Annotated in this window: 25 protein-coding genes; 14 read left to right on the top strand and 11 right to left on the bottom strand. The window is 70.4% G+C overall.

All coding sequences use genetic code 11. The features are described 5' to 3' along the window. The first annotated feature begins 27 nt into the window (after positions 1 to 27). Positions 28 to 426, top strand: a complete 399-nt coding sequence (locus AB0M56_RS21245) for a hypothetical protein (protein ID WP_364178738.1) — start codon at positions 28 to 30, stop codon at positions 424 to 426. Here the strand turns inward: AB0M56_RS21245 and hrpA are convergent. From hrpA to AB0M56_RS21230, 3 genes are all read right to left on the bottom strand, one after another. Beyond that, a complete protein-coding gene (gene hrpA, locus AB0M56_RS21240) occupies positions 419 to 4,300 on the bottom strand; it encodes an ATP-dependent RNA helicase HrpA (protein ID WP_364178735.1) in 3,882 nt (1,293 codons plus the stop codon). The two genes, AB0M56_RS21245 and hrpA, sit on opposite strands and share 8 nt — an antisense overlap. 62 nt (positions 4,301 to 4,362) lie before the next feature. Further along, positions 4,363 to 5,544, bottom strand: coding sequence for a cation:proton antiporter (locus tag AB0M56_RS21235; protein WP_364178732.1), 1,182 nt, complete (start codon positions 5,542 to 5,544; stop codon positions 4,363 to 4,365). 43 nt (positions 5,545 to 5,587) lie between these two features. Next, a complete protein-coding gene (locus AB0M56_RS21230) occupies positions 5,588 to 5,899 on the bottom strand; it encodes a hypothetical protein (RefSeq protein ID WP_364178729.1) in 312 nt (103 codons plus the stop codon). A gap of 89 nt (positions 5,900 to 5,988) precedes the next feature. Here AB0M56_RS21230 and AB0M56_RS21225 point away from each other — a divergent pair, with 89 nt between their 5' ends. Beyond that, positions 5,989 to 6,537 carry a DUF4262 domain-containing protein gene (locus tag AB0M56_RS21225; protein ID WP_364178727.1) on the top strand — a complete coding sequence of 183 codons (549 nt, stop codon included), beginning with the start codon at positions 5,989 to 5,991 and terminating at the stop codon, positions 6,535 to 6,537. Positions 6,538 to 6,544: 7 nt separating this feature from the next. On the opposite strand, the gene AB0M56_RS21220 is transcribed toward AB0M56_RS21225, so the two are convergent. Further along, entirely contained in the window at positions 6,545 to 7,381 is an 837-nt protein-coding gene (locus tag AB0M56_RS21220; protein WP_364178724.1) for an LLM class flavin-dependent oxidoreductase, read from the bottom strand. Between the two features lie 90 nt (positions 7,382 to 7,471). Between AB0M56_RS21220 and AB0M56_RS21215 the strand changes: the two genes are divergently transcribed. Next, positions 7,472 to 8,632, top strand: a complete 1,161-nt coding sequence (locus tag AB0M56_RS21215) for a saccharopine dehydrogenase NADP-binding domain-containing protein (protein ID WP_364178722.1) — start codon at positions 7,472 to 7,474, stop codon at positions 8,630 to 8,632. A gap of 76 nt (positions 8,633 to 8,708) precedes the next feature. On the opposite strand, the gene AB0M56_RS21210 is transcribed toward AB0M56_RS21215, so the two are convergent. Both AB0M56_RS21210 and AB0M56_RS21205 read right to left on the bottom strand, forming a co-directional pair. Continuing rightward, positions 8,709 to 9,596, bottom strand: a complete 888-nt coding sequence (locus AB0M56_RS21210; RefSeq protein ID WP_364178719.1) for a phosphotransferase — start codon at positions 9,594 to 9,596, stop codon at positions 8,709 to 8,711. A 15-nt stretch (positions 9,597 to 9,611) separates the two neighbouring features. Beyond that, the gene (locus AB0M56_RS21205) at positions 9,612 to 10,082 is read right to left on the bottom strand and encodes a hypothetical protein (RefSeq protein WP_364178716.1); all 471 of its coding nucleotides are present in this window, start codon (positions 10,080 to 10,082) and stop codon (positions 9,612 to 9,614) included. A 189-nt stretch (positions 10,083 to 10,271) separates the two neighbouring features. On the opposite strand from AB0M56_RS21205, the gene AB0M56_RS21200 reads away from it, so the two are divergent. The 4 genes from AB0M56_RS21200 (at position 10,272) to AB0M56_RS21185 (ending at position 14,213) form a co-directional block, all read left to right on the top strand. Beyond that, complete coding sequence (locus AB0M56_RS21200) at positions 10,272 to 11,684, top strand: hypothetical protein (RefSeq protein WP_364178713.1); 1,413 nt, start codon at positions 10,272 to 10,274, stop codon at positions 11,682 to 11,684. 11 nt (positions 11,685 to 11,695) lie between these two features. Beyond that, positions 11,696 to 12,178 carry a hypothetical protein gene (locus AB0M56_RS21195; RefSeq protein ID WP_364178710.1) on the top strand — a complete coding sequence of 161 codons (483 nt, stop codon included), beginning with the start codon at positions 11,696 to 11,698 and terminating at the stop codon, positions 12,176 to 12,178. Between the two features lie 427 nt (positions 12,179 to 12,605). Then, positions 12,606 to 13,454 (top strand): chitosanase, encoded by an 849-nt coding sequence (locus tag AB0M56_RS21190; RefSeq protein ID WP_364178708.1) that lies wholly within the window; start codon positions 12,606 to 12,608, stop codon positions 13,452 to 13,454. A 63-nt stretch (positions 13,455 to 13,517) separates the two neighbouring features. After that, positions 13,518 to 14,213 carry a L,D-transpeptidase family protein gene (locus AB0M56_RS21185; RefSeq protein WP_364178705.1) on the top strand — a complete coding sequence of 232 codons (696 nt, stop codon included), beginning with the start codon at positions 13,518 to 13,520 and terminating at the stop codon, positions 14,211 to 14,213. Between the two features lies 1 nt (position 14,214). On the opposite strand, the gene AB0M56_RS21180 is transcribed toward AB0M56_RS21185, so the two are convergent. From AB0M56_RS21180 to AB0M56_RS21170, 3 genes are read right to left on the bottom strand one after another with little or no spacing between them, the layout of a single operon-like run. Beyond that, on the bottom strand, positions 14,215 to 15,198 hold the full coding sequence (locus AB0M56_RS21180) for a PHP domain-containing protein (RefSeq protein WP_364178702.1): 984 nt from the start codon (positions 15,196 to 15,198) through the stop codon (positions 14,215 to 14,217). Positions 15,199 to 15,216: 18 nt separating this feature from the next. Continuing rightward, positions 15,217 to 15,720, bottom strand: coding sequence for a metallophosphoesterase (locus AB0M56_RS21175; protein ID WP_364178699.1), 504 nt, complete (start codon positions 15,718 to 15,720; stop codon positions 15,217 to 15,219). Positions 15,721 to 15,725: 5 nt separating this feature from the next. Further along, a complete protein-coding gene (locus tag AB0M56_RS21170) occupies positions 15,726 to 16,385 on the bottom strand; it encodes a GntR family transcriptional regulator (RefSeq protein ID WP_364178696.1) in 660 nt (219 codons plus the stop codon). Between the two features lie 146 nt (positions 16,386 to 16,531). Between AB0M56_RS21170 and araD the strand changes: the two genes are divergently transcribed. The 4 genes from araD (at position 16,532) to AB0M56_RS21150 (ending at position 21,271) form a co-directional block, all read left to right on the top strand. Next, complete coding sequence (gene araD, locus AB0M56_RS21165; protein WP_364178693.1) at positions 16,532 to 18,250, top strand: L-arabinonate dehydratase; 1,719 nt, start codon at positions 16,532 to 16,534, stop codon at positions 18,248 to 18,250. 90 nt (positions 18,251 to 18,340) lie between these two features. Continuing rightward, positions 18,341 to 20,104, top strand: coding sequence for a VanW family protein (locus AB0M56_RS21160; protein ID WP_364178690.1), 1,764 nt, complete (start codon positions 18,341 to 18,343; stop codon positions 20,102 to 20,104). A gap of 15 nt (positions 20,105 to 20,119) precedes the next feature. Beyond that, a complete protein-coding gene (locus AB0M56_RS21155) occupies positions 20,120 to 20,344 on the top strand; it encodes a hypothetical protein (RefSeq protein WP_364178687.1) in 225 nt (74 codons plus the stop codon). Between the two features lie 24 nt (positions 20,345 to 20,368). Next, complete coding sequence (locus AB0M56_RS21150) at positions 20,369 to 21,271, top strand: DJ-1/PfpI family protein (RefSeq protein ID WP_364178684.1); 903 nt, start codon at positions 20,369 to 20,371, stop codon at positions 21,269 to 21,271. A 1-nt stretch (position 21,272) separates the two neighbouring features. Here AB0M56_RS21150 and AB0M56_RS21145 read toward each other — a convergent pair whose 3' ends face one another. Next, positions 21,273 to 22,094: a class I SAM-dependent methyltransferase gene (locus tag AB0M56_RS21145; protein ID WP_364178683.1), complete on the bottom strand. Its 822-nt coding sequence runs from the start codon at positions 22,092 to 22,094 to the stop codon at positions 21,273 to 21,275. 135 nt (positions 22,095 to 22,229) lie between these two features. On the opposite strand from AB0M56_RS21145, the gene AB0M56_RS21140 reads away from it, so the two are divergent. Beyond that, a complete protein-coding gene (locus tag AB0M56_RS21140; RefSeq protein ID WP_364178902.1) occupies positions 22,230 to 22,982 on the top strand; it encodes an ABC transporter ATP-binding protein in 753 nt (250 codons plus the stop codon). Continuing rightward, entirely contained in the window at positions 22,958 to 24,550 is a 1,593-nt protein-coding gene (locus AB0M56_RS21135; RefSeq protein WP_364178681.1) for a hypothetical protein, read from the top strand. The genes AB0M56_RS21140 and AB0M56_RS21135 overlap by 25 nt, the downstream gene beginning before the upstream one ends. A 39-nt stretch (positions 24,551 to 24,589) precedes the next feature. Here AB0M56_RS21135 and AB0M56_RS21130 read toward each other — a convergent pair whose 3' ends face one another. Beyond that, positions 24,590 to 25,942: a TrpB-like pyridoxal phosphate-dependent enzyme gene (locus tag AB0M56_RS21130; protein WP_364178678.1), complete on the bottom strand. Its 1,353-nt coding sequence runs from the start codon at positions 25,940 to 25,942 to the stop codon at positions 24,590 to 24,592. 97 nt (positions 25,943 to 26,039) lie between these two features. On the opposite strand from AB0M56_RS21130, the gene AB0M56_RS21125 reads away from it, so the two are divergent. Continuing rightward, on the top strand, positions 26,040 to 26,732 hold the full coding sequence (locus AB0M56_RS21125; protein ID WP_364178676.1) for a dienelactone hydrolase family protein: 693 nt from the start codon (positions 26,040 to 26,042) through the stop codon (positions 26,730 to 26,732). The last annotated feature ends 65 nt before the right edge of the window (positions 26,733 to 26,797 follow it).

Below are 26,797 nucleotides of genomic sequence, written 5' to 3'. Positions count from 1 at the left end.
TGGCGAAGATCAGTAGCTTCGGTTCGCATGGTCAGAAAAAGCACGAAGAAGATTCTGCGGAGGCTGTGGGGCTACCTGATCCTCATCGCGGTCGGATTCTTCTGGCTGGTGCCGTCCGTCGGACCGGGCGTCATCGCGGTTCTGTCGGTCTTCGTGGTGCTGTATTGCCTTTTCCAGGCTCCGATGTGGTGCTGCGCTCCGACGAGGGCGGGCCAGTTCTGCCGCAACAACGCCAACGGCATCCTGCTCGGCTGCCACCTCCGGCAGCACAAGTTCGAGAAGCTCAAGCTCGCCGTGCGACAGCGGGCATGGAGCAAGGCCGCCGAGGCCGTCTTCAAGAGTGTCGGCGGTCAGGCCGCTACCTTTTCGGCGTTCGCCGGGATGGTGTCGGCAGGTGCGGCGACCGTGACGCTGGCTGTCAAATAGCCGCCAAGGCGTCATCCAAAGCTTTCGTGATGCGTTTCAGCGACACCGGATACGCCGTCCCGAGCGTCTGGGCGAAGAAGGACACCCGGAGTTCCTCGATCATCCACCGCACCTCCGACAGCGCGGGCGACGAAGTCCCCGCAGGCAGCGCGGCCAGAGCCGACCGGTACTCCTCCGTGATCCACGCGATGTCGGCGGTGCGCTGAAGGTCGCGGGTGGGCTCGGAGACGAGTTTGTCCAAGCGGCGCGAGATGCCCCTCAGATAACGCTCGACATCACGCAGCCGCGAAGCGCCCGTTTCCGTCACGAAGCCCACGTGGACCAGGCCGGAGAGCTGGGCTCGCATGTCCGCCAACGACTCGGCCGGGCCGCGGGTGTCGGGCAGGACCGACTCCACGTCGATGTCCGCGCGCAAGATCCGCTCGACGTCCGTCAGAACCGCAAGCACAGCGGGGTTCAAGCCGGCGCGGACGTGCTCCAGCAGCGAAGCGAAACCCGCCTCGTCCCAAGCCGGGCCGCCGTACGACGTCATCAACGAGTCCACCGCGCAGTCGACGCAGTCCTCCAGCAGGGCGGCGACGCTGCCGTGCGGGTTGCGGTTCAGCACGAGCTTGGAAGAGTTGGACAGCGACCGCGTGATGAACTTCATCGGCGAGTTCAGGTTCAGCCGCAGCATGCGCCGGGTGCCGGCCCACATCGCGTGCTGCTGTTGCCCCGGAGTGTCCAGCAGGCGGACGGCGACCGACGACCCCTCGTCCACCAAAGCCGGGTACGCCTTGACGTCGTGGCCGCGCTGGGTGGACGCGAAAACCTTGGGCAGGGAACCGAAAGCAGGCTGCGTGAGGCCGGCCTTCTCGATGCTGTTGGCGGCCTTCGAAATCGTCTCGCGCACCTTCGGGGCGAGGCTGAGCTTCAACGCCTCCAGGTCCTTGCCCTCGGCCACCTTACGGCCGCGGTCGTCGACCACGCGGAACGTCACCCGCAGGTGGTCCGGCACGGCGGACAGGTCGTAGGCCGACAGCGGTACGTCAACGGCACGCAAAGAAAACAGCTCGTCGGACAGGACCTCGATCAGCGGACCGTCCGAAGGCGATACTCGCGAAAGGACATACGCGGCCGTGTCGGGAGCCGGGACGAAGTTGCGCCGCAAGGCTTTCGGCAGAGACTTGATCAGCGCGGTGGCCAGTTCCAACCGCAGGCCCGGCACCTGCCAGTCGAACCCGTCGGGCGTCACCTGGTTGAGCACGGGCAGCGGGATGTGCACGGTGACGCCGTCGGCGTCCGCGCCGGGCTCGAACTGGTAGGTGAGCCCGAAGACCTGCGAGCCCTGCGTCCACGAGTCGGGGTAATCCGACTCGCGCACGCCGCCGGCGGTCTCGTTGATGAGCATGGACTTCTCGAACGACAGCAGGTCCGGGTCGCCGCGCCGCGCCTTCTTCCACCAGCTGTCGAAGTGGCGCACCGACACCACGTCGGCCGGCACGCGCTGGTCGTAGAACTCGAAGAGCGTCTCGTCGTCCACGAGGATGTCGCGGCGGCGAGCGCGGTTCTCCAGGTCCTCGACCTCGTCGAGCAGCGCGCGGTTCTCCGAGAAGAACTGGTGGTTGGTGTGCCAGTCGCCCTCCACCAACGCGTGGCGGATGAACAGCTCGCGCGACAGCTCGGGATCGATGCGCCCGTAGTTCACGCGGCGGTCGGCGACGAGCGGCACGCCGTAGAGCGTCACCTTCTCCACCGCCATCACGGCGCCCTGCTTGCGCTCCCAGTGCGGCTCCGAATACGACCGCTTCACGACGTGGGCGGCCAGCGGCTCGACCCACTCCGGCTCGATGCGCGCGTTCACGCGCCCCCACAGCCGCGAGGTCTCCACCAGCTCCGCCGACATCACCCAGCGCGGCTGCTTCTTGAACAGCGCCGAACCCGGGAACACGGAGAACCGCGCCCCGCGCGCGCCGAGGTAGTCACCCTTGGCCGGGTCCTTGAGGCCGATGTGGGAGAGCAGCCCCGCGATCAGCGACGTGTGCACGTGCTGCGGGTCGGCCGGTGTGGTGCTCAGCGAAATGTCCAGGGGCTTGGCCAGCTGGCGCAGCTGACTGAAGATGTCCTGCCACTCGCGGATGCGCAGGTAGTTGAGGTACTCGTTGCGGCACAGCCGGCGGAACTGGTTGCCCGTCAACGCTTTCTGCTGCTCGCTCACGTACTCCCACAGGTTGAGGTACGCGAGGAAATCCGACGTCGGGTCGGCGAAGCGCGCGTGCTGCTGGTCGGCCGCCTGCTGTTTCTCCGCCGGACGCTCCCGCGGGTCCTGGATGGACAGTGCCGCGGCGATGATCATCACCTCGCGCACACACCCGTTGCGCGCGGCCTCCAGCACCATGCGCCCCATCCGCGGGTCCACCGGCAGCTGGGCGAGCTTGCGGCCGATGTCCGTCAGCTTCGACGCGTCGTCCACCTCGAACGCGCCGAGCTCCTGCAGCAGCTGCACGCCATCGGTGACCTGGCGCCGATCCGGCGGCTCCACGAACGGGAACGCCGCCATGTCGCCGAGGCCGAGCGAAGTCATCTGCAGGATCACCGACGCGAGGTTGGTGCGCAGGATCTCCGGGTCCGTGAACTCCGGGCGCGACTCGAAGTCCTCTTCGGAGTACAGCCGGATACAGATGCCGTCGGACGTCCGGCCGCTGCGGCCCTTGCGCTGGTTGGCCGAGGCCTGCGAGATCGCCTCGATCGGCAGCCGCTGCACCTTCGTGCGGTGGCTGTAGCGCGAGATGCGCGCGTTGCCCGGGTCCACCACGTACTTGATGCCCGGCACGGTCAGCGACGTCTCGGCGACGTTGGTCGCGAGCACGATCCGGCGCCCGGTGTGGCGCTGGAACACGCGATGCTGGTCGGCCGACGACAGCCGCGCGTAGAGCGGCAGCACCTCGGTGTTGCGCAGGTCGAGGCGGTTGAGCGCGTCGGCCGTGTCGCGAATCTCGCGTTCGCCGGAGAGGAACACCAGCACGTCGCCGGGGCCCTCGCTCTGCAGCTCCAGGACGGCGTCGAGGATGCCCTGCGTCTGGTCGCGATCGGGATCGGCCTCGGGGTCGTCCGGGTCGATGAGCGGCCGGTAGCGGACCTCGACGGGGTAGGTGCGGCCGGAGACCTCGACGATCGGCGCGTTGTCGAAGTGCTTCGAGAAGCGCTCCGGGTCGATCGTGGCCGAGGTGATGATCACCTTGAGGTCGGGCCGGCGCGGCAGCAGCTGCTTGACGTAGCCGAGGATGAAATCGATGTTGAGGCTGCGCTCGTGGGCCTCGTCGATGATGAGGGTGTCGTACTGGCGCAGCATCCGGTCGGTCTGGATCTCGGCGAGCAGGATGCCGTCGGTCATCAGCTTCACGAGCGTGTCCTGGCCGGACTGGTCGGTGAAGCGGACTTTGTACCCGACGGCGTCGCCCAGCTCGGTCTTCAGCTCGCTCGCGATGCGGTCCGCGACCGTGCGCGCGGCCAGCCGGCGCGGCTGCGTGTGCCCGATCTGCCCGCGGATGCCGCGGCCGAGTTCGAGGCAGATCTTCGGCAGCTGGGTCGTCTTGCCCGAGCCGGTCTCGCCCGCGACGATCACCACCTGGTTCTCGGCGATCGCGTGGGCGATCTCGTCCTTGAGCTTGCTGACCGGCAGCTCTTCGGGGTACTCGATCTTGGGCACGCTCTCGCGCCGGCGCTGCACCCGCAGCTCGGCGGCGGTCACGTCGGCGGCGATGCGCTCGGCCACGGCTTGCTTGTCACGCGACCGGCGCGCGCCGTCGAGCCGACGGCGCAGACGGTGCTCGTCGCGCGACATCAGCTCGGGCAGCCGCGCGCGCAACGCCTCGAGGGGGAATTGAGTGGACATACTTGTTTCGAGGATAGCGGTGCGTGACAGGCCTGGCTCCTGAATATGCCCGGCGTCTCCCGTCACACCCGCAGCCGGACCAGCCGGGCCGGCAACAGCCAGGTCAGCCGCTCCGAACGCACCGCCGCGAGCGGCCCGATCACGGCCAGGAGCAGCACATATCCCGCGACGAACGGGGCCACTCGCTCGTCGAGCCCGGCCGCCACCGCGAGCGTCGCGAGAACCAGCGAGAACTCGCCCCGCGTGAGCACGGTCAGGCCGATGTTCACCCCGGCCTGGCGGTCGAAGCCGTGCAGCCGGGCGGCGAACGCGCCGGCGGCGAGGTTGAGGACGAGCGTCAGCGCGACGGCCGCGAGAACCGGGACCACGACCGTCCCCACGGCACCCGGGTTGATCGAGAGGCCGAAGATGAAGAAGAACAGCGCCCCGAACGCGTCGCGCAGCGGCAGCACCAGCTTGTGCACGCGCGGGGCGACCTTCGAGCCGCCGAGCATCATGCCGACCATGAACGCGCCGATCGCGTCGGACACGCCCACCTTCTCGGCGACGGCCGCGCCCAGCACCGCGACGCCGACGAAACACACGGTGAGCAGCTCGTCGTCAGCCGAGCCGAACAGCCGCGACACGAGCCGGCCGCCCCAGCGCGCCAGCGCCGCGAGCACGAGCAGGAAGCCGAGTGCCTTGCCGAAGTCGGCGAGCGCCGCGCCGAAGCCGTCGGCGCCGCTGAGCACGGGCTGCAGCAGGGCCAGGTAGAGCGCGAGGAACAGGTCTTCGAGCACGATCACGCCCATGATCAGGCGGGATTCGGGGTTGGCGGTGCGGCGCGTTTCGAGCAGCAGCTTGGTCACGATGGCCGACGACGAGATGCCGATCGCCCCCGCGATCACCAGCGCTTCGCGTGTGCCCCAGCCCAGCGTGAACCCGAACGCGAGCCCGCCGCCGACGTTGAGCACCAGGTAGCCCAGCCCCGCCGCGGCCAGGCGTCTGCCGCCGCGCGCGAGGTCGTCGAGCGAGAACTCGAGGCCGAGGTAGAACAGCAGGAACACGAGACCGAGCCCGGCCAGGACACCGAGCTCGGCGGGGTCGTCCACAAGCGACAACCCGGGCGTGTGTGGGCCGAACACGAAGCCGGCCAGCATGAACAACGGGATCGTCGGCAGCCCGATCCGCGCCCCGACGCGCGCGACGACCCCGGCCGCCAGGAACGCACCGCCGACGGCCAGCAAGGCATGACCGTTGGTCATGGGAAACCTCCAACAGCTGAGTACGGGTGAGGGGACGGCGTACTCAGCCGGCGGGAGGCGCGCGGGTGGGTGCTTTCGGGTCGGACCGGTGCTCCGCGGTGGTGGTTTCGTCGACGAGCGTGGTGCTTGTCGTGGCCGGCCGCTGTTTCTTTTGCTCCGGCGGCGTGGCGTCCGGGATCGGTTGCGCGGCAACGAAGTGCGGCGACTGCTGGGCAACCAGCACCGGCTTCGCGTCCTCGTGCGACAGGCCCGGGTGCACCGGCCCGGGCGCGGCGACGCCGAGGAGCAGCAACGCGGCGAGCAGGACACTGAGGATGGACCGGTGCCGTGGCGCGGTGGCGGCGGCAGCAGTCATCGTCGGGTCAGTTTACCATCTCTTTAATATTGATCAGGGGATCCACAGTGGACGCTGGTGACCGGGAGTGGCCGGATAGCGTTGCCGTCATGTCCACCGACGCGTGCAGGTGCATGGTCTGCCTCGACTACGGCGACCGCGACCGCCTCGGCTCCGTCGACGCCCGCCTGTTCGAGCACATCGCCGACCCGGGCTGGGGTCTGCTGGCCATCCCGGAGGACGAGGTCAGTGCCGGGTGGACGTTCACGATCGGGCTGTGGCACTCGTTCCGCGTGCCGGAGCTCGCCGTGTTCGGACTGGAGCCCCAGCCCGGGATGGGGCTGCTCAACGTGATCGGCGAGCAGGTGGCCGCGGGCCGGCGACCGGCCGCCGGTGACGAGCTGGACGACGTCCTCGAATCCGGCCGCCTGGCGCTGCGGCCGGTCGACGAGGGCTGGCACGACGTGTTCTTCGGGACGGCACAACGCTTCTACCGCGCCACCCACCCGGCCGTCCCGTTTCTGCAGGTGCTCTGGCCCGATCGCGACGGCCGTTTCCCGCCGCAGGAAGGGTTCGCTCCGGAACTCGCGCTGAGGCAGCCTCAGCTGTGGCTCAGCCCACCCCAGCACGCGAAGGGGCCCTGGACCGCCGACCTCTGAGCCGCCGTCACACCGAGCGTTCCGCCGCCACCTGCTCCCGGACGTCCGGGATCGTCTCGCCGAGGAACGCGCGTGACGCCCGGTCGTCCGCGCCGGAGAGGACGAAGGTGTCGAAGCCGCCGGCGAGGGCGAAGTCGGCGAGTTCCGGGGCGGTCGGGGTGGCGCCGACGTTGAGGACGCGGCGGATCGAAGCCGGGTCGCGGCCGGCGTCGACGGCGGCCGCGTCCACGGCCGCGGCCATGCGGAGGGCTTCGGCCGGGTCGTCGCGGAGGCTGACGACCCAGCCGTCGGCCAGGCGGCCGGTGAGGCGCAGCGCGCGGGGGCCGTACGAGCCGAACCAGAGGCCGATGGGACGCGTCGGCACGGGGCCGGAGTGGGCGCCGGCCAGGGTGTGGAAGCGGCCGTCGAAGCGGAGGTTGCCCTCGCCGCTCCAGATTTTCCGGATGACGGTGATCGCCTCTTCCTCGGCGGCGAGCGCGTCGCCTGGGCTCCGGCGCGGGCCGCCGTACGCGACGATCGCGTCCCAGAACGCGCCGGCGCCCACGGCGAGGTCGAAGCGGCCGCCCGACAGCAGGTCGAGGCTGGCGGCGGCCTTCGCGAGCACCGCGGGGTTGCGCAGCGGCAGGTTGGCGACGTCGGGGAACACCCGGATCTTCGTAGTCGCGCCGAGGAGCACGCCCATGAGCGCGAAGGTCTCCACGTACCGGCGCTGGTAGGGGTGGTCCTGCACGGCGAGGTGCTCGAACCCCATCCGTTCCAGCTCGCGCGCGTGCTCGACCAAAGGGTCGGCCGCGTTCGGCACCAGGAAGTAGCCCGTCGAGATGTCCCGCCCGAAGTCCGTCACCACGCGTTCAACGACCCCGGACGGGCGGAGATTCCGGCCCTGAAGTGACCCGGCGGTAACCTCGGGACCGGACCTTCGGGAGGCACGCGCATGGCCGACTACGACCTGGTGCTGTTCGGCGCCACCGGCTTCACCGGCACGCTCACGGCGGAGTACCTCGCGCGTTCCGCCCCGCCTGGCTGCCGCTGGGCGCTCGCGGGCCGCAACCGCGCCAAGCTCGAGGACCTGCGCACGCGGCTGGCGGCGATCGACGAGCGTCTGGGCACGTTGCCCCTGCTCAGCGCGGACATCGCGGATCCCGACTCGCTGCGCGCGGTCGCCGCGTCGGCGAAGGTCGTGGCCACCACGGTCGGGCCGTACCTGCACTACGGCGAGCCGCTGGTCGCCGCGTGCGCTGCCGAGGGCACCGATTACGTCGACCTCACCGGCGAGTCCGAGTTCGTCGACCGCATGTACCTCGCCCACCACGCGAAGGCCACCGACACCGGCGCCCGGCTCGTGCACAGCTGCGGCTTCGACTCGATCCCGCACGACCTCGGCGCCTGGTACACCGTGCGCCAGCTGCCCGAGGACGTCCCGCTGCAGGTCGACGGCTACGTCCGCGTCGGCGCCATGCCCTCGGGCGGCACCTTCCTCACGGCGATGACGGCGTTCTCCCGCCAGCCCGCCGCCAACCGCGCGGCCAAGGACCGCGCGGCGGCCGAACCACCACTCGCCGGCCGCCGCGTGCGCACCCCGATCGGCGGCCCGCACCGCGTGCCCGGCACCGGACAGTGGGCCGTGCCGCTGCCGACGATCGACCCGCAGGTCGTGGGCCACTCGGCGCGAGCGTCCGCGCGCTACGGCCCGGACTTCCGCTACCGCCACTTCGCGGCCTTCTCCGGCCTGCCGTCGGTAGCGGCCGCGACAGCCGGCGCGGGCGCGCTGTTCGCCGCCGCCCAGCTGGCCCCCGCGCGCGAGGCTCTGACGAAGCTGCTCGCGCCGGGCCAGGGACCCAGCCTGGCGCGCCGGGCGAAGTCCTGGTTCACCGTCCGCTTCACCGGCTCAGGCGGCGGCGAGCACGTGACCACCGAAGTCTCCGGCGGCGACCCAGGCTACGACGAGACGGCGAAGATGCTGGCGGAATCGGCCCTGTGCCTGGCTTTCGACGAGCTGCCCACCACCGCCGGCCAGGTCACCACGGCGACGGCGATGGGTGACGCGCTGATCGAGCGGCTGATGCGGGCGGGTATGTCGTTCAGGACTTTGTGACGTAAAGTCCTTTGTGGAATTACCATAGTCCACAAAGACCCGAACCCGGTTCCGTAATCCCTGGCCCCAGCAAACTTCAGGTTCTGCAAAGCAGCGACTTCGCGACTTGGGAGGCGGCGGGCACCAGACTGTCCCACAGTGATCGTGGCTCGGAAATGCTTTGGTGGAGCCAGATTCCCCAGATCTCCACCGCCAGCGCAGTGCGCACCTCGGCCGAGGTCGACCGCCACACAGGAATTGCTTCGCACCACCGGTCGGCTTCCTCGACGCCATGCCTCGCGGCGACCAGTCGCGCGAGGAGGAACGCGACATCGACCGGCGCGGCACCTTTGCGGGACCACGCCCAGTCGATGACCACGGCACGCTGGTCGATGAGCATGTTCAGCGAGTGCAGGTCGGTGTGGAGCAGATCGTCGCCATCGGCGGCTTCGAGGGAGCGGGCTTCCCAGGTGATCAGCTGGTCGAGGTGTTCCCGCGTCCAGTCGTCGAGGACTGCGGTCGGGTCTTTGGCCAGTCGGCGCCAGGGCGCGAGCCGGGCCCACTGCTCGGCCAGGCGTGGAGCGGGTGCGGCGGAGTTCGCGAGCTCCGTGGTGAGAATGGTGACGGTGTCGGCCACGGCGTCGAGGTCGGGTGATCCCGGTGAGAGATCGGCGTGGTGACCGCGGACGTGGTCGAAGCCGAGAAGCAACCACTCATCGGCTTCGGTCCGCCAGCGCAGACGGGGCGCGATCGCCGGGGGCAGCCACTCGTTGATGTCCGCCTCGTGGCGGTGCATCCGGCCGCGGCTGCCCTCGGCGTCGCTGATGCCCTTGCAGAACACCTCGCCCCGCTCGGTGTGCAGCGTCGCGGAGAAGTCGGAGTTGCGGCCGGCCGTGGGGAGCTCAATCCGCGCGGCCAGTCCGGCTTCTCGCTCGATCGCCACCCGCACCGATGCGGGAAGGTCGTCCCAGGAAGAGCGGGGCATCAGGCGGGTCGCTCCTTAGCGCGGCGGGGGCGGCGGGTCGTTGTGGCAGCCATTGTGACAGCCGGTGCACGTGCTCACCGGTGCACACGGCCACAGCTCGTGATCGACGGCGAACCCTGCGGCCTCGATCGCTCGCACCGTGCGGGACAGCACCGCGCGAGCGGTCTCACCGGTTGCGTCGGGATCGCCGGGCTCGGTGGGAACGTGGTGGATGAACCGGCCGGCGACCTGGTCGCAGAACAGCGCGTAGTCGCGGGTGTAGAGCAGGAAAGCGTGCCAGCCGAGGTCGACCTGCTCGCTCGGCGCGAGCAGGCCGCCGCTGTTCCCCGCGCACGCGCCGAGGTAAGCGAGCGCCTGATCGACGGTGCGCTCGGCGAGGCGTTGGTCCAGGTGGTCTTCGGCGACGACGCGGCGCACGAGCGTCGCGAACAGCTCGTCCGAGATCAGTGAGCGCCCGCTCGCGCGTTCGGTGACGACAGCGGTCATCAGTACATCCCTCCGTAGGAATGATCCGGATTCGTGCAATCCGCACGTGGGATTGATCTTGATTCCCCGTCCGGAGGCCGAGGAGGCCGGCGACGAGGGATTCACGGGGAAACCCGGGGCAGCCGACGCGCAGCTCGTGCTTCACCGGTCGCCCCTTGATTACACTTCGTGTAGGTGGGAGGGGGTGTGATGACCGAGCCGAATCGGCTGCTTCGCGCCGCGCGCGAACGGCTTCCCTCCCCGACCGCGCCCGGCGAGCACGCGAGCCGCAGCGACGTCGCCGATGCCGTCAACGTGTGGCTCTGGGAGAACACCGGCAAGCGGCACGCCCTCGACGCCCACTACCTGGCCAAACTCGAACGAGGCGTCGCCCGGTGGCCGAACGCCGCCTACCGCTCCGCGCTCCGGCACGTGCTCGGCGCACCCAACGACCGTGCACTCGGCTTCGCCCCGCCTCGCCGGGCCGCCACCGGTCCGGTCACACCGCCAGGCCAGCCGGCGCACGGGTGGGATCCCACTGCCGTCGTCGACCACGCCCAGCTCGTAACGGAACAGGACTTGACCACTCACACCCGCCGCCACGTCCTGACCAGCGCGGCTCTGCTCGCGGGCACGGCGCTGGCGACGGAGCTGCAACCCTTTCTCTTCCCACTGGAACTCAGAGCTCGCCACGCCGGCGAGAGCTACACCGGCGACGAGCTCGATGTCGCCGAACAGTTCGTCGCCGTGCTGCGTTCTTGGAGCACGAAGCACAACGCCATCTCCTGGCAGACGGTCGTCGCCCAGCTCAACGCCCACACCCGCCGACTACGCGCCGCGCCGCAGGGCCGGCCGGAAACCCTCCGCGGCTTCCGCGTCGGAGCCGAGCTCGCCGACATCGCCGCGACGATGGCCTGGGACACCGCCCGCCACGCCGACGCCCAGCGCTACTTCATCCTCGCGGCCAAGCTCGCCCACGCCGCGCGCGACGACGGGCTGGCCGCCGTCGCACTGTGCTCGCTCGCCCGGCAGTGCTTCGACCTCGGCCGCGGCGCCGAAGGTCTCGAGGTCGTGCAGCTCGCCCAATACCGCACCCGCCGCACCGCCTCACCACGGCTGCGAGCGGTGCTCGCCACCCGCGAGGCCTGGGCGCACGCGCTGCACGGTGACGCCCGAGCTTTCCGCCGCGCCGTCGGGCTGGCCGAGGACTACTTCAGCGAAGGTGCGAACGAGACCGACGCGCGAACCCCGTCCACCCGAAGCCTCGACGAGGCCGAACTGGCCGGCACGATCGGCGCCCGCTTCCGCGACCTCGCCCGCTTCGACCCCCGCCAAACCCGCCCCGCGCAGGACTACCTCACCCGCGCGCTCCAACTCCGGGCGCCCGAGCGGGTACGCAACCGAATGTTCGACACCATCAGCCTCGCGCGTTCGCACCTGATCAGCCGCGAGCCGGATCGAGCCGGCGAGCTGATCACCGAGGTACTGCCGGCGGCCGCCCAGTGGGCGTCCGGCCGGGTCGGCACCAAGCTCCAGGACTTCCGACGCGAGTCCGCGCCGTTCGCTACCGTGCCTGCCGTGCGCGACGCCCGCGAGGCGATCGCCGACCTGATCGCCGCTTGAAAGGGAACCTCGTGCCGCGTATCGGAATCACCGGGCACTCCAACCTGGCCGAGGCGGCGATCCCCGTCGTCGCCGACAGCATCAAGAACGCCCTCGCGAACCATCGGCCCGAAGACATCGCCGGGGTGACCTGCCTGGCCCGCGGAGCCGACCAGGTCTTCGCCCGCGTCGTGCTGGAACTCGGCGGCACCGTCGAAGTCGTGCTCCCCGCCACCAGCTACCGCGAACACACAGTGAAACCGGACAATCTCGCCGAGTTCGACGAGCTCCTCGCCAAGGCCACCACCATCACAACGCTGCCGTTCGACGAGTCCAACCGAGCCGCGTACATGGCTGCCAGCGAACACGTCCTCGGCACTGTCGACAGCATGATCGCCGTCTGGGACGGCGGCCCCTCCGGCGGACACGGCGGCACAGCCGACGTCGTCGACGCCGCCCGACAACGCGGAGTCCCCGTGACCGTGATCTGGCCGGCAGGCGCACACCGCCAATAGCCCACCTCCGCTCACCCGACTTCCGGCACCCTTCACAAGGCCAGCAGAGGGAAGGCTGCCCCATCCCCACGTGCGCACCGTTTCTGCGCACTCGAAACTGATTTCCACACCGGACGTTCGACGTGAAGAATGTCCTTTGCGGATAGCCAAAGCTCACTGACGAGCAGACAACTCTCGAGCACGGAACAGTTTCCCGATCACCGGAACCCCGTACCACCCTCCGGGCCACAGATCCCGCCGCGTGTTCACATCCGCGAAAACCTGATCTGCCCCTTGCCGCCGGGATCACGCGCGGTTATCGTTGCGCTACGCCGCAGCAGCACCGGAGCCGTGTTTACCCTGGTACGCCAGGGAATTCACGGCTTCGTCCGCCTTGCCCACCTGTCATGGTCCCGCCCTGACATTCCTGCGGAAAGGGAATTCCCCCATGCGCAAGACGATGCGGCCTGCTCTCGTTGCCGGCCTCACCGTGGCGTCGGCTCTCACCGTCGTCCTGGCCACACCGGCTCTCTCGAGTGCCGCCCCGGCTCCCGCCCCCGTAAGCGCTGCCCCCATCCTCGCCTCCGGCGGCGACCTCGCCTCGCCGGAGAAGAAGGACATCGCGATGCAGCTGGTCTCCAGTGCGGAGAACTCGAGCCTCGACTGGAAGGCCCAGTACAGCTACATCGAGGACATCGGCGACGGCCGCGGCTACACCGCCGGCATCATCGGCTTCTGCTCGGGCACCGGCGACATGCTCGAGCTCGTGCAGGCCTACACCGATTCCGTGCCGAACAACCCGCTGGCGAAGTACCTGCCGGCGTTGAGGAACGTCAACGGCACCGACTCGCACGCCGGCCTCGGCCAGGCGTTCGTGGACGCGTGGAAGGCGGCGGCGAAGACGTCGCAGTTCCAGGCCGCGCAGAACAGCGAGCGTGACCGTGTGTACTTCAACCCGTCGGTGAACCAGGCGAAGTCCGACGGTCTCGGCGCGCTGGGCCAGTTCATCTACTACGACGCCATCGTGATGCACGGCCCCGGCAACAGCTCCGACAGCTTCGGCGGCATCCGCAACTCCGCCATCAAGAAGGCGAAGCCGCCGTCACAGGGCGGCAACGAGACCACCTACCTCAAGGCGTTCCTCGACGCCCGCAAGGTGATCATGAAGCAGGAGGAGGCCCACGCCGACACCTCGCGCGTGGACACCGAACAGCTCGTGTTCCTCAACGCGGGCAACCTCGACCTCCACACGCCCTTGAAGTGGAAGGTCTACGGCGACTCGTACACGATCAACTGAGCACCAACCCGGGCCGCCGATTTCCCCACGGTGGCCCGGGTTGGTGCCGTAAGCTCACGCGCCATGAGAACCGTTCTGGGGACGCTGGTCTGCGTCGCGCTGGGTACGCTGGCAACCGCCGCACCGGCTTCGCCCGCCCAGAATCCCGTACAGAATCCCGTACAGAATCCCCCGTTGCCGTACCACGGTCCCGCCGGCCAGATGGTCACGGTCACCGCCTCGGATCCGTCGTCGACCACCGCCACGCTGATCGCCTGGCAGCGCCACGGTTCCCACTGGGTGCGCGCTCTGGGGCCGTTCCCGGCGTTCGTCGGCACGCAGGGCATCGGCGAGGCGAGCGAAACGACGTCGCACACCCCCGCGGGCGTCTGGACGCTCACCGAAGCGTTCGGCATCCAGCCCACCAACGGCACCCGGCTGCCCTACCGCCAGGTGACCGAGAACGACTGGTGGGTTTCCGACGTCACGTCGCCCTTCTACAACACGCACTACTCGTGCGCGCCCGGCACCTGCTCGTTCAACGAGGCGGCCGGCGAAGACCTCGGCAAGGCCGGCCCCGTCTACGACCACGCGACCGTGATCGACTACAACCGCTCGCCCGCCGTGCCGGGCAAGGGTTCGGCGTTCTTCCTGCACGTCGCGTCGGGCAAGCCGACGGCGGGCTGCGTGTCCATCCCGGGCGCGGACCTCGACGCCGTGATGCGCTGGCTCGACCCGGCCGGGCATCCCGTGATCAACATCGGGATCAGTCCACAGTAGACTAGACGAGCTCGTCCGCCGGCCGGGTGTTGATCACGCGATCCGCGGTGAGACCGACCTTTTCGGCGCGTGCACACCCGTAGACCTGCCAGTCGAGCTGACCGGGTGCGTGCGCGTCGCTGTCGATGGCGAACTCGCAGCCCAGCTCCACGGCCATCCGCAGCAGCGGCATGGGCGGGTCGAGCCGCTCCGGGCGCGAGTTGATCTCCACCGCCACGCCGTGGTCCCGGCAGGCGGTGAACACCTTCTCGGCGTCGAACGTCGACGGCGGCCGCGCGCGAGGACCGCGCACCAGCCGGCCGGTGCAGTGGCCCAGCACGCGCACGTGCGGGTTCGCGACGGCCGCCAGCAGCCGCGGCGTCAGCTCGCGCGAAGGCATGCGCAGCTTCGAGTGCACGCTGGCGACCACGAAATCCAGCCGCTCCAGCAAGTCCGAACGCTGGTCGAGCGCGCCGTCGTCGAGGATGTCGACCTCGATGCCGTGCAGCAGCCGGAACGGGGCGAGTTCGGAGTTTACGCGCGCGACCTCGTCCATCTGCTTGCGCAGCCGTTCGGGCGAAAGACCGTTGGCCACGGTCAGGCGCGGCGAGTGGTCGGTGAGCACGATCCACTCGTGGCCGAGGTCGCGCGCGGCCTCGGCCATCTCCTGGATCGGGCTGCCGCCGTCGGACCAGTCGGAGTGCGTGTGGCAGTCACCGCGCAGCGCGGCGCGCAGTTCGCCACCGTCGGGCAGATCGGCTTCGGCGACCTTCGCCGCGTACGCGGGCACACGGCCCAGCCACGCGTCCTCGATGACCCCGGCCGTCGCCTTGCCGATGCCCTTGAGCGCCTGCAGCGTGCCCGAGCGCACCCGGCTCTCCAGCTCCTCCTGCGACAGGTGGTCGACCACCGCCGCCGCCTGCCGGAAGGCACGAACGCGGTAGGTCGGTTCAGCCGCGCGTTCGAGCTGGAACGCGATGTCGCGCAGTGCGCGTGCCGGGTCCATGTGTCCTGTTCTACCCGTTCAGGCGCGCCGGGGCAGCTCGTGGAGCTCGACGTCGGTGAGTTTCCCGGCGCGGATCTCGGCGGTCTGGTAGGTGCAGAACTGCTGGCGCCGCCGGTCGGTGGGCGAGCCGGGGTTGAGCAGACGCAGGCCGCCGGGCGTCACGGTGTCCCAGGGGATGTGGCTGTGGCCGAACACGAGCACGTCGGTGTCGGGGAACTGCGCTTCACAACGCGCTTCGCGGCCCTTCGCGTCGCCCGTTTCGTGGATCACGGCCAGGCGCACGCCACCGAGCGTCACGCGGGCGACCTCGGGCAGCCACTCGCGCAGCTCGGGCCCGTCGTTGTTGCCGTAGACCGCGACGAGCCGTTTGCTGGCCACGGCGAGCGCGTCGAACGCGTCGAGATCCACCCAGTCGCCCGCATGCACCACCACGTCGGCCCGCTCCACCTCGGCCCAGACCTCGTCGGGCAGGTCTTTGGCGCGTTTGGGCAAGTGGGTGTCCGCGACGAGCAGCAGCCGCACGGTCGTTACGCCCCCTCGTCCGGGATCGCGGCCAGCACTCGCTCGAGGAACGCGCCGATGTGCTTGCGCAGCAACTCGGCCGCGCCCTCGGCGTCACCCTTCTTCGCGGCGCCGAGCACAGTCTTGTGCTCGGTCCACTCCTTGCGCCAGCTGGGGTTCGCGTCCCAGCCGACCACGGTGATGAGCGCGGCACGGTCCTTGAGGTCGTCGAGCATCGAGACCATCAGCGGGTTGCCGCAGCCGGCGTAGAGCGCGCGGTGGAAGCGGCGGTTGAGCAGGCTGAGCGCGGTGTGGTCCTTGTCCGCGAGCGCCGCCTGCGCCTCCTTCAGCGCTTCGGCCGCGTCGTCGAACGACGCCCCCGCCGCCACCGACCGGCGCAGCGCCTCGGGCTCCAGCACCATCCGCACGTCGTACACCGAACGCGCGAGCTCCGCGTCGACCACGCACACCGACGCGCCGCGGTACGGGCTGAACGTGACCAGCCCGGAGTTCGACAGCACCTTCAGCGCCTCACGCACCGGCGTCTTCGACACGCCGAGGCGCTGCGCCAGCTCGGCCTCCACCAGCGGCTGGCCCGGGAGCAGCTCGCGGGTCAGGATGCCACGCCGGATCTCCTCCAGGACCACTTCGGTCCGGGAGGCAGGCAGGCTGAACGTCGGTGGCATCGGACACTCCAGGCTCGCGCGGTCTGCCGCGGTGAACAGACCGACATTCAACCAGGCGAGCGCGGGCGCTGCCCGCGACCCGCGTGGCGGGCCGTGATCATATATCAGATGCCATACTGCTCGTAGCGACGAAAGGCGGCCCGGCCATGAAAACACCGGAGGATCTGCGCAGCCACCGCTGGTTCGGGGGCGACGAGCTGCGCAACTTCAGCCACCGTGCCCGGGCTCGCCAGCTCGGTTACGAGCCCGAGGAACACCTGGGCAAGCCGGTGATCGCCGTGCTCAACACGTGGAGCGACATCAACCCGTGCCACATGCATCTGCGCGAGCGCGCCGAGCAGGTGAAGCGCGGCGTGTGGCAGGCCGGTGGATTCCCGCTGGAGTTCCCGGTGGCGACGCTGTCGGAGACGTACCAGAAGCCCACGCCCATGCTGTACCGCAATCTGCTGGCGATGGAGACCGAGGAGATCCTGCGCTCCTACCCCGTCGACGGCGCGGTGCTGATGGGCGGCTGCGACAAGACCACGCCCGCGTTGCTGATGGGCGCGGCGAGCGCCGGCCTGCCGGCGATCTTCGTGCCGGCCGGGCCGATGCTGCGGGGCCACTGGCGCAACGAGGTGCTGGGCAGCGGCACGGACATGTGGAAGTACTGGGACGAGCGCCGCGCCGGCACGATCGGCGACGAGGAGCTGTCCGAGCTGGAACGCGGCCTGGCCCGCTCCCCCGGCCACTGCATGACGATGGGCACGGCGTCGACCATGACGTCGGCCGCGGAGGTCCTCGGGGTGACGCTGCCGGGCGCGGCGTCGATCCCGGCCGTGGACTCGGCGCACCACCGGATGGCGGCGTCGAGCGGCTCGCGGATCGTGGACATGGTGTGGGAGGACCTCACGATCACGAAGGTCCTCGACGAGCGCGCGTACGCCGACGCCATCACCACCGTGCTCGCGCTCGGCGGCTCGACCAACGCCGTGATCCACCTGATCGCGATGGCCGGGCGCAGCGGCCTGTCGCTGAGCCTGGCCGATTTCGACGAGATCGCGCGCCGCGTGCCCGTGCTCGCCAACATCCGCCCGGGCGGCGCGTGGCTGATGGAGGACTTCTACTACGCGGGCGGCCTGCCCGGGCTGCTGTCGCGCCTGACGGACCTGCTGCACACCGAGCGGCTCACCGTCTCCGGCCGCACCCTGGCCGAGACGCTCACGACCGCGCGCGTGCACAACGACGACGTGATCCGCCCGCGCGACAACCCGCTGGCGGCCGAAGGCGGCGTCGCCGTGCTGCACGGCAACCTGGCGCCCTCGGGCGCGGTGATCAAGCACATCGCCGCGACGCCGGAGCTGCTGACCCACACCGGGCCCGCCGTCGTGTTCGACGACTACGCCGACCTCAAGAAGCGCATCAACGACCCGTCACTCGGCATCACGGCCGACTCCGTGCTGGTGCTGCGCGGCTCCGGCCCGCTCGGCGGCCCGGGGATGCCCGAGTACGGCATGCTGCCGATCCCCGACCACCTGCTCGCGCAGGGCGTGCGGGACATGGTGCGCATCTCCGACGCGCGCATGAGCGGCACGTCGTACGGCGCGTGCGTGCTGCACGTCGCCCCGGAATCGCACGTCGGCGGCCCGCTCGCCCTGGTCCGCGACGGCGACCTGATCACGCTCGACGTGCCCGCCCGCGCGTTGCGGCTGGAGGTGCCCGACGACGAGCTGGCGCGCCGGCGAGCGGACTGGCTCGAGCCTGCGCCGCGCTTCGAACGCGGTTACGGTGCCCTGTACGCCGAGCACATCACCCAGGCCGACGAGGGCTGCGACTTCGACTTCCTCGCGCGCGCCGGCGCCAACCCGGAACCCGACGCTCGCTGACCGGTTTGTTCCACAAGGGGCACTAGTCCGGCATGTCCGGCTCAGGCCGTACGCTGTGGCGCGGGACGCAGCAAACGGAGGGTCGAACTGGTGCCGTACGAACCGCGCTGGCCGGAGTCCGAGGACGAGCAGACGGTCGTGCTGCCGGCGGTCCCCGCCGAGCCCGAATCGCGCCCTCGCCTGCGCAAAGCCCTGTGGATCTCCGGCGGCGTGCTCGCCGCACTGCTGGTCGTGTACCTGATCGACCTGCTCACCAGCCAGGGCAGCGTGCCACGCGGGACCACGGTGGCGGGCGTCGATGTCGGCGGCCTCGACCGGCCGGTGGCTGAGCGAGAGCTGCGGGGTCTCATCGAACCGCGGCTCACGCAGCCCCTGACCGTGACTGCGGGCGAGGCCCGCACCACGCTGTCACCGACGCTGGCCGGCTTGCGCCTCGACTGGTCCGCGACGCTGGACCAGGCCGGCGACCAGCCGCTGAATCCGTTCACGCGGCTGGCGTCGTTCTTCTCGACGCACGAGATCGGCGTCGTGTCGCACGCCGAGGGTGACCGGCTCGATCCGGCTCTGGAGGACCTGCGCGGGCGGGTGGATCGCGCCGCGGTGGAGGGCACGGTGCGGTTCGACGGCACCACGCCGGTCGCAGTGCCACCGCAGCCGGGACAGAAGCTCGATGTCGCCGCGGCGAAGGCTGCCGTGCTTAGTCAGTGGGCTTCGGGTGCCGAGCTGGCGTTGCCGGTTGTGCCGGCGCCGGTGCGGACCACTGCTGCCGGGGTGCAGGCGGCTTTGGCGCAGTTCGCTCGGCCCGCGGTGGCTTCACCGGTGACTGTCGAGGGTGAGGGCGCTGCCGCTGTTTTGGAGCCGCGTGACATCGCGGGGGCTTTGACTTTCGCGCCCGCTGACGACGGCGGGCTGTTGCCGGTTGTGGACCAGAAGAAGCTCGTCGCGGTTGCCGGCCCGCAACTGAAGTCCACCGAGAAGGAGGGCAAGGAGGCGACCGTCGGGTTCAGCGGGGGGAAGCCGGCCGTCGAGCCTTCGGTGGACGGCAAGACGGTCGATTGGGAGCCCAGCCTGAAGCCGCTGCCGGACGTGCTGAAGCGCGCCGACGGTCGTTCGCTGAAGGCCGTGTACAAGAACAGCCCGGCCAAGGTGACGACCGAACAGGCCAACGCGCTGGGCGTGAAGGAGGTCGTCGGCGAGTTCACCACCGGCGGCTTCGCCCCCGACTCGGGCGTGAACATCCGCGTCGTCGCCCAGAAAGTCAGCGGCGCCATCGTGAAACCTGGCGAAACCTTCAGCCTCAACGGCTTCACCGGCCCCCGCGGCAAACCCCAGGGCTACGTCGAGGCCGGCGTGATCGAGAACGGCGCCCCGGCCCGCGAAGTCGGCGGCGGCATCTCCCAGTTCGCGACCACGCTCTACAACGCCGCGTACTTCGCCGGCATGAAGGACGCGGGGCACAAGGAGCACAGTTACTACATCAGCCGCTATCCCGCGGCGCGCGAGGCGACGGTTTTCCAGAACCCCAATGGGTCCAGCGTGATCGATTTGAAGTTCACGAACGATTCGTCCACGGGGATTGCCATTCAGACGATTTGGTCGCCTTCGTCGTTGACGGTGAAGCTGTGGGGCACGAAACGGTACTCGGTGGAGTCGATTCCCGGCGAGCGGACCAATCCGACGCCTCAGCCGACAAAGCCGGGACCGGCGGAGAATTGCCACGCTTCGAACGGCGCGCCTGGGTTCACGACTACGGACACCCGGGTGTTGAAGGACGCGGCCACGGGGCAGGAAGTCTCGCGCCACACGCGGACGGTGCGGTACAACCCGCAGCCGAAGATCACCTGCGGGGCTTAGGTGCTTGTGGTCAACATGGTGGAGAAGTTCGGCGCGGACGAACTCCTCGAACGGGAGTGGGATCTGCCGGCGGAGGTCGTCGAGCCGTTGCGCGGGCAGGTCGACATGACGCCCGAGGGCTGGATCATGCATGTATGGCGGATAACCACGGAGATCGCCGACATCGTGCAACCTTGGGTCGATGAGCCCATCGACGTCGAGTCGGGCTCCTGGTACGTCAGCTCGGCACAGGTCGACTGAAGCGGCTCGGGCAGCTGGGCGGCGGTGGTTCGGCCGGTGCGTTTCGCCCTGAAGATCGCCGGCTGGCATCCTCCTGACAGAGCTTCAGGAGGATGCCTTGGCGACTGTGCTGATCCCTGTCCCGGCCCAGGACTCGGACCCGTCCGAAGTGGCCGTCAGCCGGGCAGTGCTGGCCGGGCACACGTTGTCTTCGCGACTCCCGAGGGCGCGCAGGCGAACTGCGACGAACTGATGGTCACCGGCGAAGGCCTCGACCGGTGGAGCCGTGTGCCGGGTCTGCGGAAGCTCACCGCCGTCGGCCGCGTGTTGCGGGCCGACTCGGCCGCACGCTCGGCGCACAGCGCGTTGCTCGCCGACCCGGCGTGGCGCGCCCCGATCCGCTGGGACGAGATCAGGCTCGACGACTTCGACGGCCTGCTGCTGCCGGGCGGGCACCGGGCCCGCGGCATGCGCGAGTACCTCGAAAGCCCGGTGCTGCGGAACGTGGTCGTCGAGGCGTTCCGGCGGGACCTGCCGGTCGGCGCGATCTGCCACGGTGTGCTGCTCGCCGCCCGCAGCGTCGACCCGGACACCGGCCACTCGGTCCTGCACGGCCGCACGACAACGGCGCTGACCTGGCAGCTGGAACGCACCGCCTGGCGCCTCGCGCGGCGGACCCGGTTCTCGGACCCGGATTACTACCGCACCTACCGCGAGGAGCCGGGGCAGCCCGCCGGGTACCTGTCGGTGCAGCAGGAGGTCACCCGCGCCCTCGCGCGTCCGGAGGACTTCCGCGACACGACGGACCGGGTGCAGGCGAGCGGCCGGGCTCGCGACTCGGTGGACGACGCTCGCCCGGCCTTCGTCGTCGAAGACGGCAACTACGTGTCGGCGCGGTGGCCCGGTGATGTGCACACGTTCGCGAAGGCGTTCGCCACGCGACTCTGACTCACGCGGGCGACCAGGACACCGTGGCGAGCTCCCGGCCCGACGACCCCAGATCGGGCGGCAACGCCGGATCGACACCCAGCTCCAGCAGCGCGTCGGCCACCTCACCTGAGCGCGCAACGGGCAGGCACAGCCGGCGCCGCGTCACGTCGACGAGGTCGGCGAACGTCTCGTGCTCGGCCTCGTCCAGGCGGCGCCACAGCGTGGTCTTCGGTTCGACGCCGAGTTCGACCAGCGCGGCGCAGAAGTCCTGGGCGGTCGGGCCGGCGGGGCGGCGGACGCCGTGGAACCGCGCCCACAGCTCGTTCAGCTCAGTCAGCGGGTGCTTGAGCGCGGTCTCGACCACCACGCGCCGGCGGGCCCGCTTCGTGAGGGCGTGGACGAACGGCGCGAGGTCGGGCACGTTGTAGATCACGTTCCCGCACAACACCAAGTCGGCGTCGGCCACCTGCTCCGCGACGCCGGGCCAGCGCCCGAGCACCGTCTCGGCGGGCACGCCGAGACGCGCGGCCCGGGCGGCGAAAGACGCGAGCAGCTGCTCGTCCCCGTCGACGCCGCATACCGCGGTGACGCCCACCCGCCCCACCAGCGACAAGCTCGTCGCGCCGGCCGCGACGCCGACGTCGAGCACGGTGCCCGGCTCGGCCAGCACCGCCGCCGCCTCGGCGAAAGTCGAGCCGATCGGCGCCGCGATCTGCGCGTCGGCGCGGCGCTCGAACACCCGCCGGGGCAGCACCCACGGCGGGTCCGCGACGGCGTCGGCGATCTCACCGGGAACCGCCCACGCGGCCAGCTGCTCCGCCCACCTCTGCACCTCCGACACTCGCATCGCCTCCCACTCGGATTCGTCCCCGGAATCCTCCCGCAAACACCGCGCGCACCTCCCCCAACCCGCGTAATCTCCCCATCCAGACCACGGAAGGGGGCACTCGTGGCCGACAACGGCACAGACGCCGCAATGGGCCTGTACGGGCTCACCAAACGGTTCGGCACCACGCTCGCAGTCGACAGCGTCACCTTGGAGGTCCCGCGCGGATCGTTCTTCGGGCTCGTCGGGCCCAACGGCGCGGGCAAAACCACGTCGCTGTCGATGGCGGTCGGGTTGTTGCGGCCGGATCAGGGCCAGGCGAACGTGTTCGGAGTCGACGTGTGGCGGGAGCCGGAGCGGGCGAAAAGTCTGCTTGGTGTACTTCCGGACGGACTGTCCATTCCGGAGCGCCTCACGGGCCGCGAGCTGTTGACCTACATGGGACTTCTCCGGGGTCTCGCTCCCGGCACCGTCGCGGAGCGGGCGCAGGAGTTGCTCGGCGTGCTGGAGCTGCTGGAGGCCGAGCGCACGCTCGTGATCGACTACTCCGCGGGTATGCGCAAGAAGATCGGGCTCGCGATGGCGCTGCTGCACGGGCCGCGGCTGCTCGTGCTGGACGAGCCGTTCGAAGCGGTGGACCCGGTGTCGGCGTCGACGATCCGGACGATCCTGCAGCGGTTCGTCGCCTCGGGTGGCGCGGTGGTGCTCTCGAGCCATGTGATGGCGCTGGTCGAGCAGCTGTGCAGCCACGTCGCGGTGATCACGCGCGGCCGGGTGGTCGCGGCGGGCGCCGTGGACGACGTGCGGGGTGGCGGAAGCCTGGAAGACGCGTTCGTGCACATCGTGGGCGGGCGCACCGGCGGAGCGGAAGGGCTGTCGTGGTTGGCGTCCTCGTCCGACTGAAGCTGTGCGTCCTGCGCAATTCCCTGCGCGGCGGCCGGGTCGCGGGCATGGTCGTCGGCGGGGTGATCGGGCTCGTCGCCGCGGTGCTGACGATCGTGCTGGGTCTCGTGCCGATCCGGGGCGGCGACGGGGTCACCGTCGACCTCCTGACCACGGTCTACGCGGGGTGGGCAGCCGGCTGGGTACTCGCGCCCATCGCCACCGGCGGCGGGGACGACACGCTGCGCCCGGAGCATTTCGCGCTGCTGCCGATCGGCCGGCGCAAGCTCGCCGTCGGGCTGCTGGCCGCGAGCTTCGTCGGGGTGACGACGCTGGTCAGCCTCGTCGCGTTCCTCGGCCTGTTCTTCTACGGCCTGCGCCTCGGCGCGGGCGCGGCGCTGGTCGGGCTCGTGTTCACGGTGCTGCAGCTGGCGTTCGTGGTGCTGCTCTACCGCGTGGTGATGGCGGCGCTCGGCGCGCTGCTGACGTCACGCAAGGGCAAGGAGCTCGGCATCATCCTGGTCGCCCTCACCGGTCTGTCCGGTGTCGGTGTGAACCTGGCGATCAACAGCCTCGGCCCCGCGATCATCAACGGCCGCGTGCCGGGCTTCGTGAACGTGATGCACGTGCTGCCGTCCGGCTGGGGCACGGTCGCGGTGCACGCGGCAGGCACCGGCGAATGGGGCACCGCGCTCGGGTTGCTGGTCGCGATGCTCGCGCTGATCGCCGTGCTGATCGCGGCGTGGGGCGCGCTGCTCGCGCGGCAGGTGACGAGCCCGTCGTTCCGCGGCGCATCGCGCACGAAGGTGCGGGCCGAGGGGGCGCGCGTGCGCCGCAGCCTGCTGCCCGCGACGCCCGTGGGTGCCGTGGCACGCAAGGAGCTGTTCACGTGGTGGCGCGACGCCCGCCGGCGCGTCGCCCTGCTGTCGACGCTGATCGTCGGCGCCGTGGTCACGGTCCTCCCGGCGCTGTCCGGCGGCGGGCGGCCGGCGATCGTGCCCTATCTCGGGGTCGCGGTGGTGTTCTTCGCGTGCATGCAGTCGGGCAACCTCTACGGCTTCGACGGCAGCGCGCTGTGGCACACGCTCACCGTGCCCGGCGCCGAGCGCGCCGACGTGCGCGGCCGGCAGCTGGCGTGGGCGTTGATCGTGGCGCCGGTGGCGCTGGTGCTGGCCGCGGTCCTGCCGGGCGCGGTCGGCGAGAGCGGCGCGTACCCCTGGGTGTTCGGTTTGGTGCCGGCGCTGCTGGGCGCCGGCGCGGGCGTGCTGATGCTGCAGTCGGTGTACCTCGCCTACCCGCTGCCCGACCAGCGCAAGAGCTCGAGCCCGTGGTCGTCCGGCGGTCGCCCGGGCTGCGCGCGGCTGCTGCAGATGTTCGCGACGATGCTGCTGGTCGCCGCCGGAGCGCTGCCGGTGCTCGCGCTGTGCATCGCCGGCGCGGTGCTCGGCTCGCCGGTGCTGCAGTGGCTCGGTGTGCCGGTCGGGATCGTGGTCGGCGCCGTGCTGGCGTGGTGGTGGGGCGGGCTCGCGCGCCAGCGTCTGGCGACGCGTGGCCCCGAGCTGCTGGCGACGGTGTCGAAGGAGCGGTGAACCCCGGGCCGCGGGTCCGGTGACCCGCGGCCCGGGGTGTCACGGCAACGCGGCCAGCGAAGTGGCGAGCACGTCGTCGGACAGCTCGTTGTCCACCATCTCCCCCGAGAGGTAGGCGCCGTACGCGGGCAGGTCGAGGTGCGCGTGGCCGCACAGCGCCGTGAGGATCACCTTCTCCTCGCCAGTTTCCTTGCAACGCAACGCTTCCTGGATGCACGCGGCCAGCGCGTGCGTCGGCTCGGGCGCCGGGACGATGCCCTCTGCGCGGGCGAAGCGCACGCCCGCAGCGAAGCACTCCTGCTGCCCGACGGCGAGCGCCTCCATGAGGCCCAGCTCGTAGATGTGCGAGATGAGCGGCGACATCCCGTGGTAGCGCAGGCCGCCCGCGTGGATCGGGTCGGGGATGAAGCCGTGGCCGAGCGTGTGCATCTTCAGCAGCGGGGTGAGGCCCGCCGTGTCACCGAAGTCGTACGCGTACGTGCCGCGCGTGAGCGTCGGGCACGCCGCCGGCTCGACGGCGCGGATTACCGGGTTCATCCGGCCCGCCAGCTTCTCGCGCAGGAACGGGAACGCGAGCCCGCCGAAGTTGGAGCCGCCGCCGGTGCACCCGACGAGGATGTCCGGGGTGTCGCCCGCGAGTTCGAACTGCTTGAGCGCCTCCTCGCCGATCACCGTCTGGTGCATCAGCACGTGGTTGAGCACGCTGCCGAGCGCGTACCTCGCGTTCGGGTCAGCCGCGGCCTGCTCCACGGCCTCGCTGATCGCGATGCCGAGGCTGCCGGTGGAATCGGGGTCGTCGGCGAGGATCTTCCGCCCGGACTCGGTGAGCGCGGACGGACTCGGGTGCACGGTCGCGCCGAACGTCTCCATCATGAGCTTGCGGTAGGGCTTCTGGTCGTAGGACGCGCGGACCTGCCACACCTCGCACTCGAGCCCGTACTGCGCACACGCGAACGCCAGCGCGCTGCCCCACTGGCCGGCGCCCGTCTCGGTCGTCAGGCGCGTGACGCCCTCCGCGGCGTTGTAGAACGCCTGCGGCACCGCGGTGTTCGGCTTGTGCGAACCGACGGGGCTCACGCCCTCGTACTTGTAGTAGATGCGCGCCGGCGTACCCAGCGCCTTCTCCAGCCGGTGCGCGCGGTAGAGCGGCGAGGGGCGCCACAGGCGGTAGACGTCGCGGACCTCCTCGGGGATGTCCACGTAACGCTCGGTGCTCACCTCCTGCGCGATCAGCGCCTGCGGGAACAGCGGCGCCAGGTCCTCGGGCCCCACGGGCTCGCGCGTGCCCGGGTGCAGCGGCGGGGGCGGCGGCTCCGGCAGGTCGGGCACCACGTTGTACCACTGCGTCGGGAGATCGGCTTCGTCCAGGATGTACTTGGTGCGCTCCGCCATCACGCCTCCTGAGGTCTGGAAAACTCAACATAGATCGCCGGAGGCCGGTGGGCCAGCCCGTCGTGATTGTCCACAGTGGAATTATTCGGGAGGAAACTTGCCCACTCGTGTCGATCGCGTGCAGCTCGCCGACGGTCCCGTCGACCTGCCCGTGTGGCTCCCCGCCGGCGGCCACGGCCCCGGCCTGGTGCTGATCCAGGAGATCTTCGGCCTGGACGCTTATCTCTCCGGCGTGGCCTCGGACCTCGCTGAGCTGGGTTACGTGGTCGCCGTGCCCGAGTTGTTCCACCGCTTCGCGCCGGGCTGGTCGTCGGCGCATGACGAGGCCGGGGTCGCCCGGTCGATGGAGATCTCCGGTCAGCTGGACCCCGCGCTCGCTCTGTCGGATGTCCTGGCGACCCTCGCGCACCTGCGCGGTGTGGCCTCTGGTGCCGGCGTGCTGGGCTTCTGCCTGGGTGGGTCTCTCGCCTTCGCCGCGGCCGCCGCGGGTACGCCGGACACGGCGGTGTCGTTCTACGGGTCGACGGTGGCTGCGGAGATCGCTTCGCTGGACGAGGTGGGTTGCCCGATCCAGTTCCATTTCGGTGGGGTGGATCCGTTCATTCCGCGGTCGGATGTGGCTGTGGTGGAGGCCGCCGTGGCTTCGCATCCTGGCGCGGAGATCTTCGTCCAGGAAGACGCGGGGCACGCGTTCCACAACCGGGTGGCGCCGATGTTCTACCGGCCGGAAGCGGCGGCGAGGGCTTGGGATCTGGCGGTGGACTTCTTGCGGAGGACATTGCCGGTGTGACGGCAGCCTCACGACTGTAGGGTCGGCCGGTGACCGTCGAGCACATTGACTAAGTCCGGATCATC

It is taken from the genome of Amycolatopsis sp. NPDC051372, assembly GCF_040682095.1.
Taxonomy (GTDB): Bacteria; Actinomycetota; Actinomycetes; order Mycobacteriales; family Pseudonocardiaceae; genus Amycolatopsis.
The sequence above is the reverse complement of the archived record's forward strand: the minus strand, read 5'-3'. Positions and strand labels throughout refer to the sequence as shown.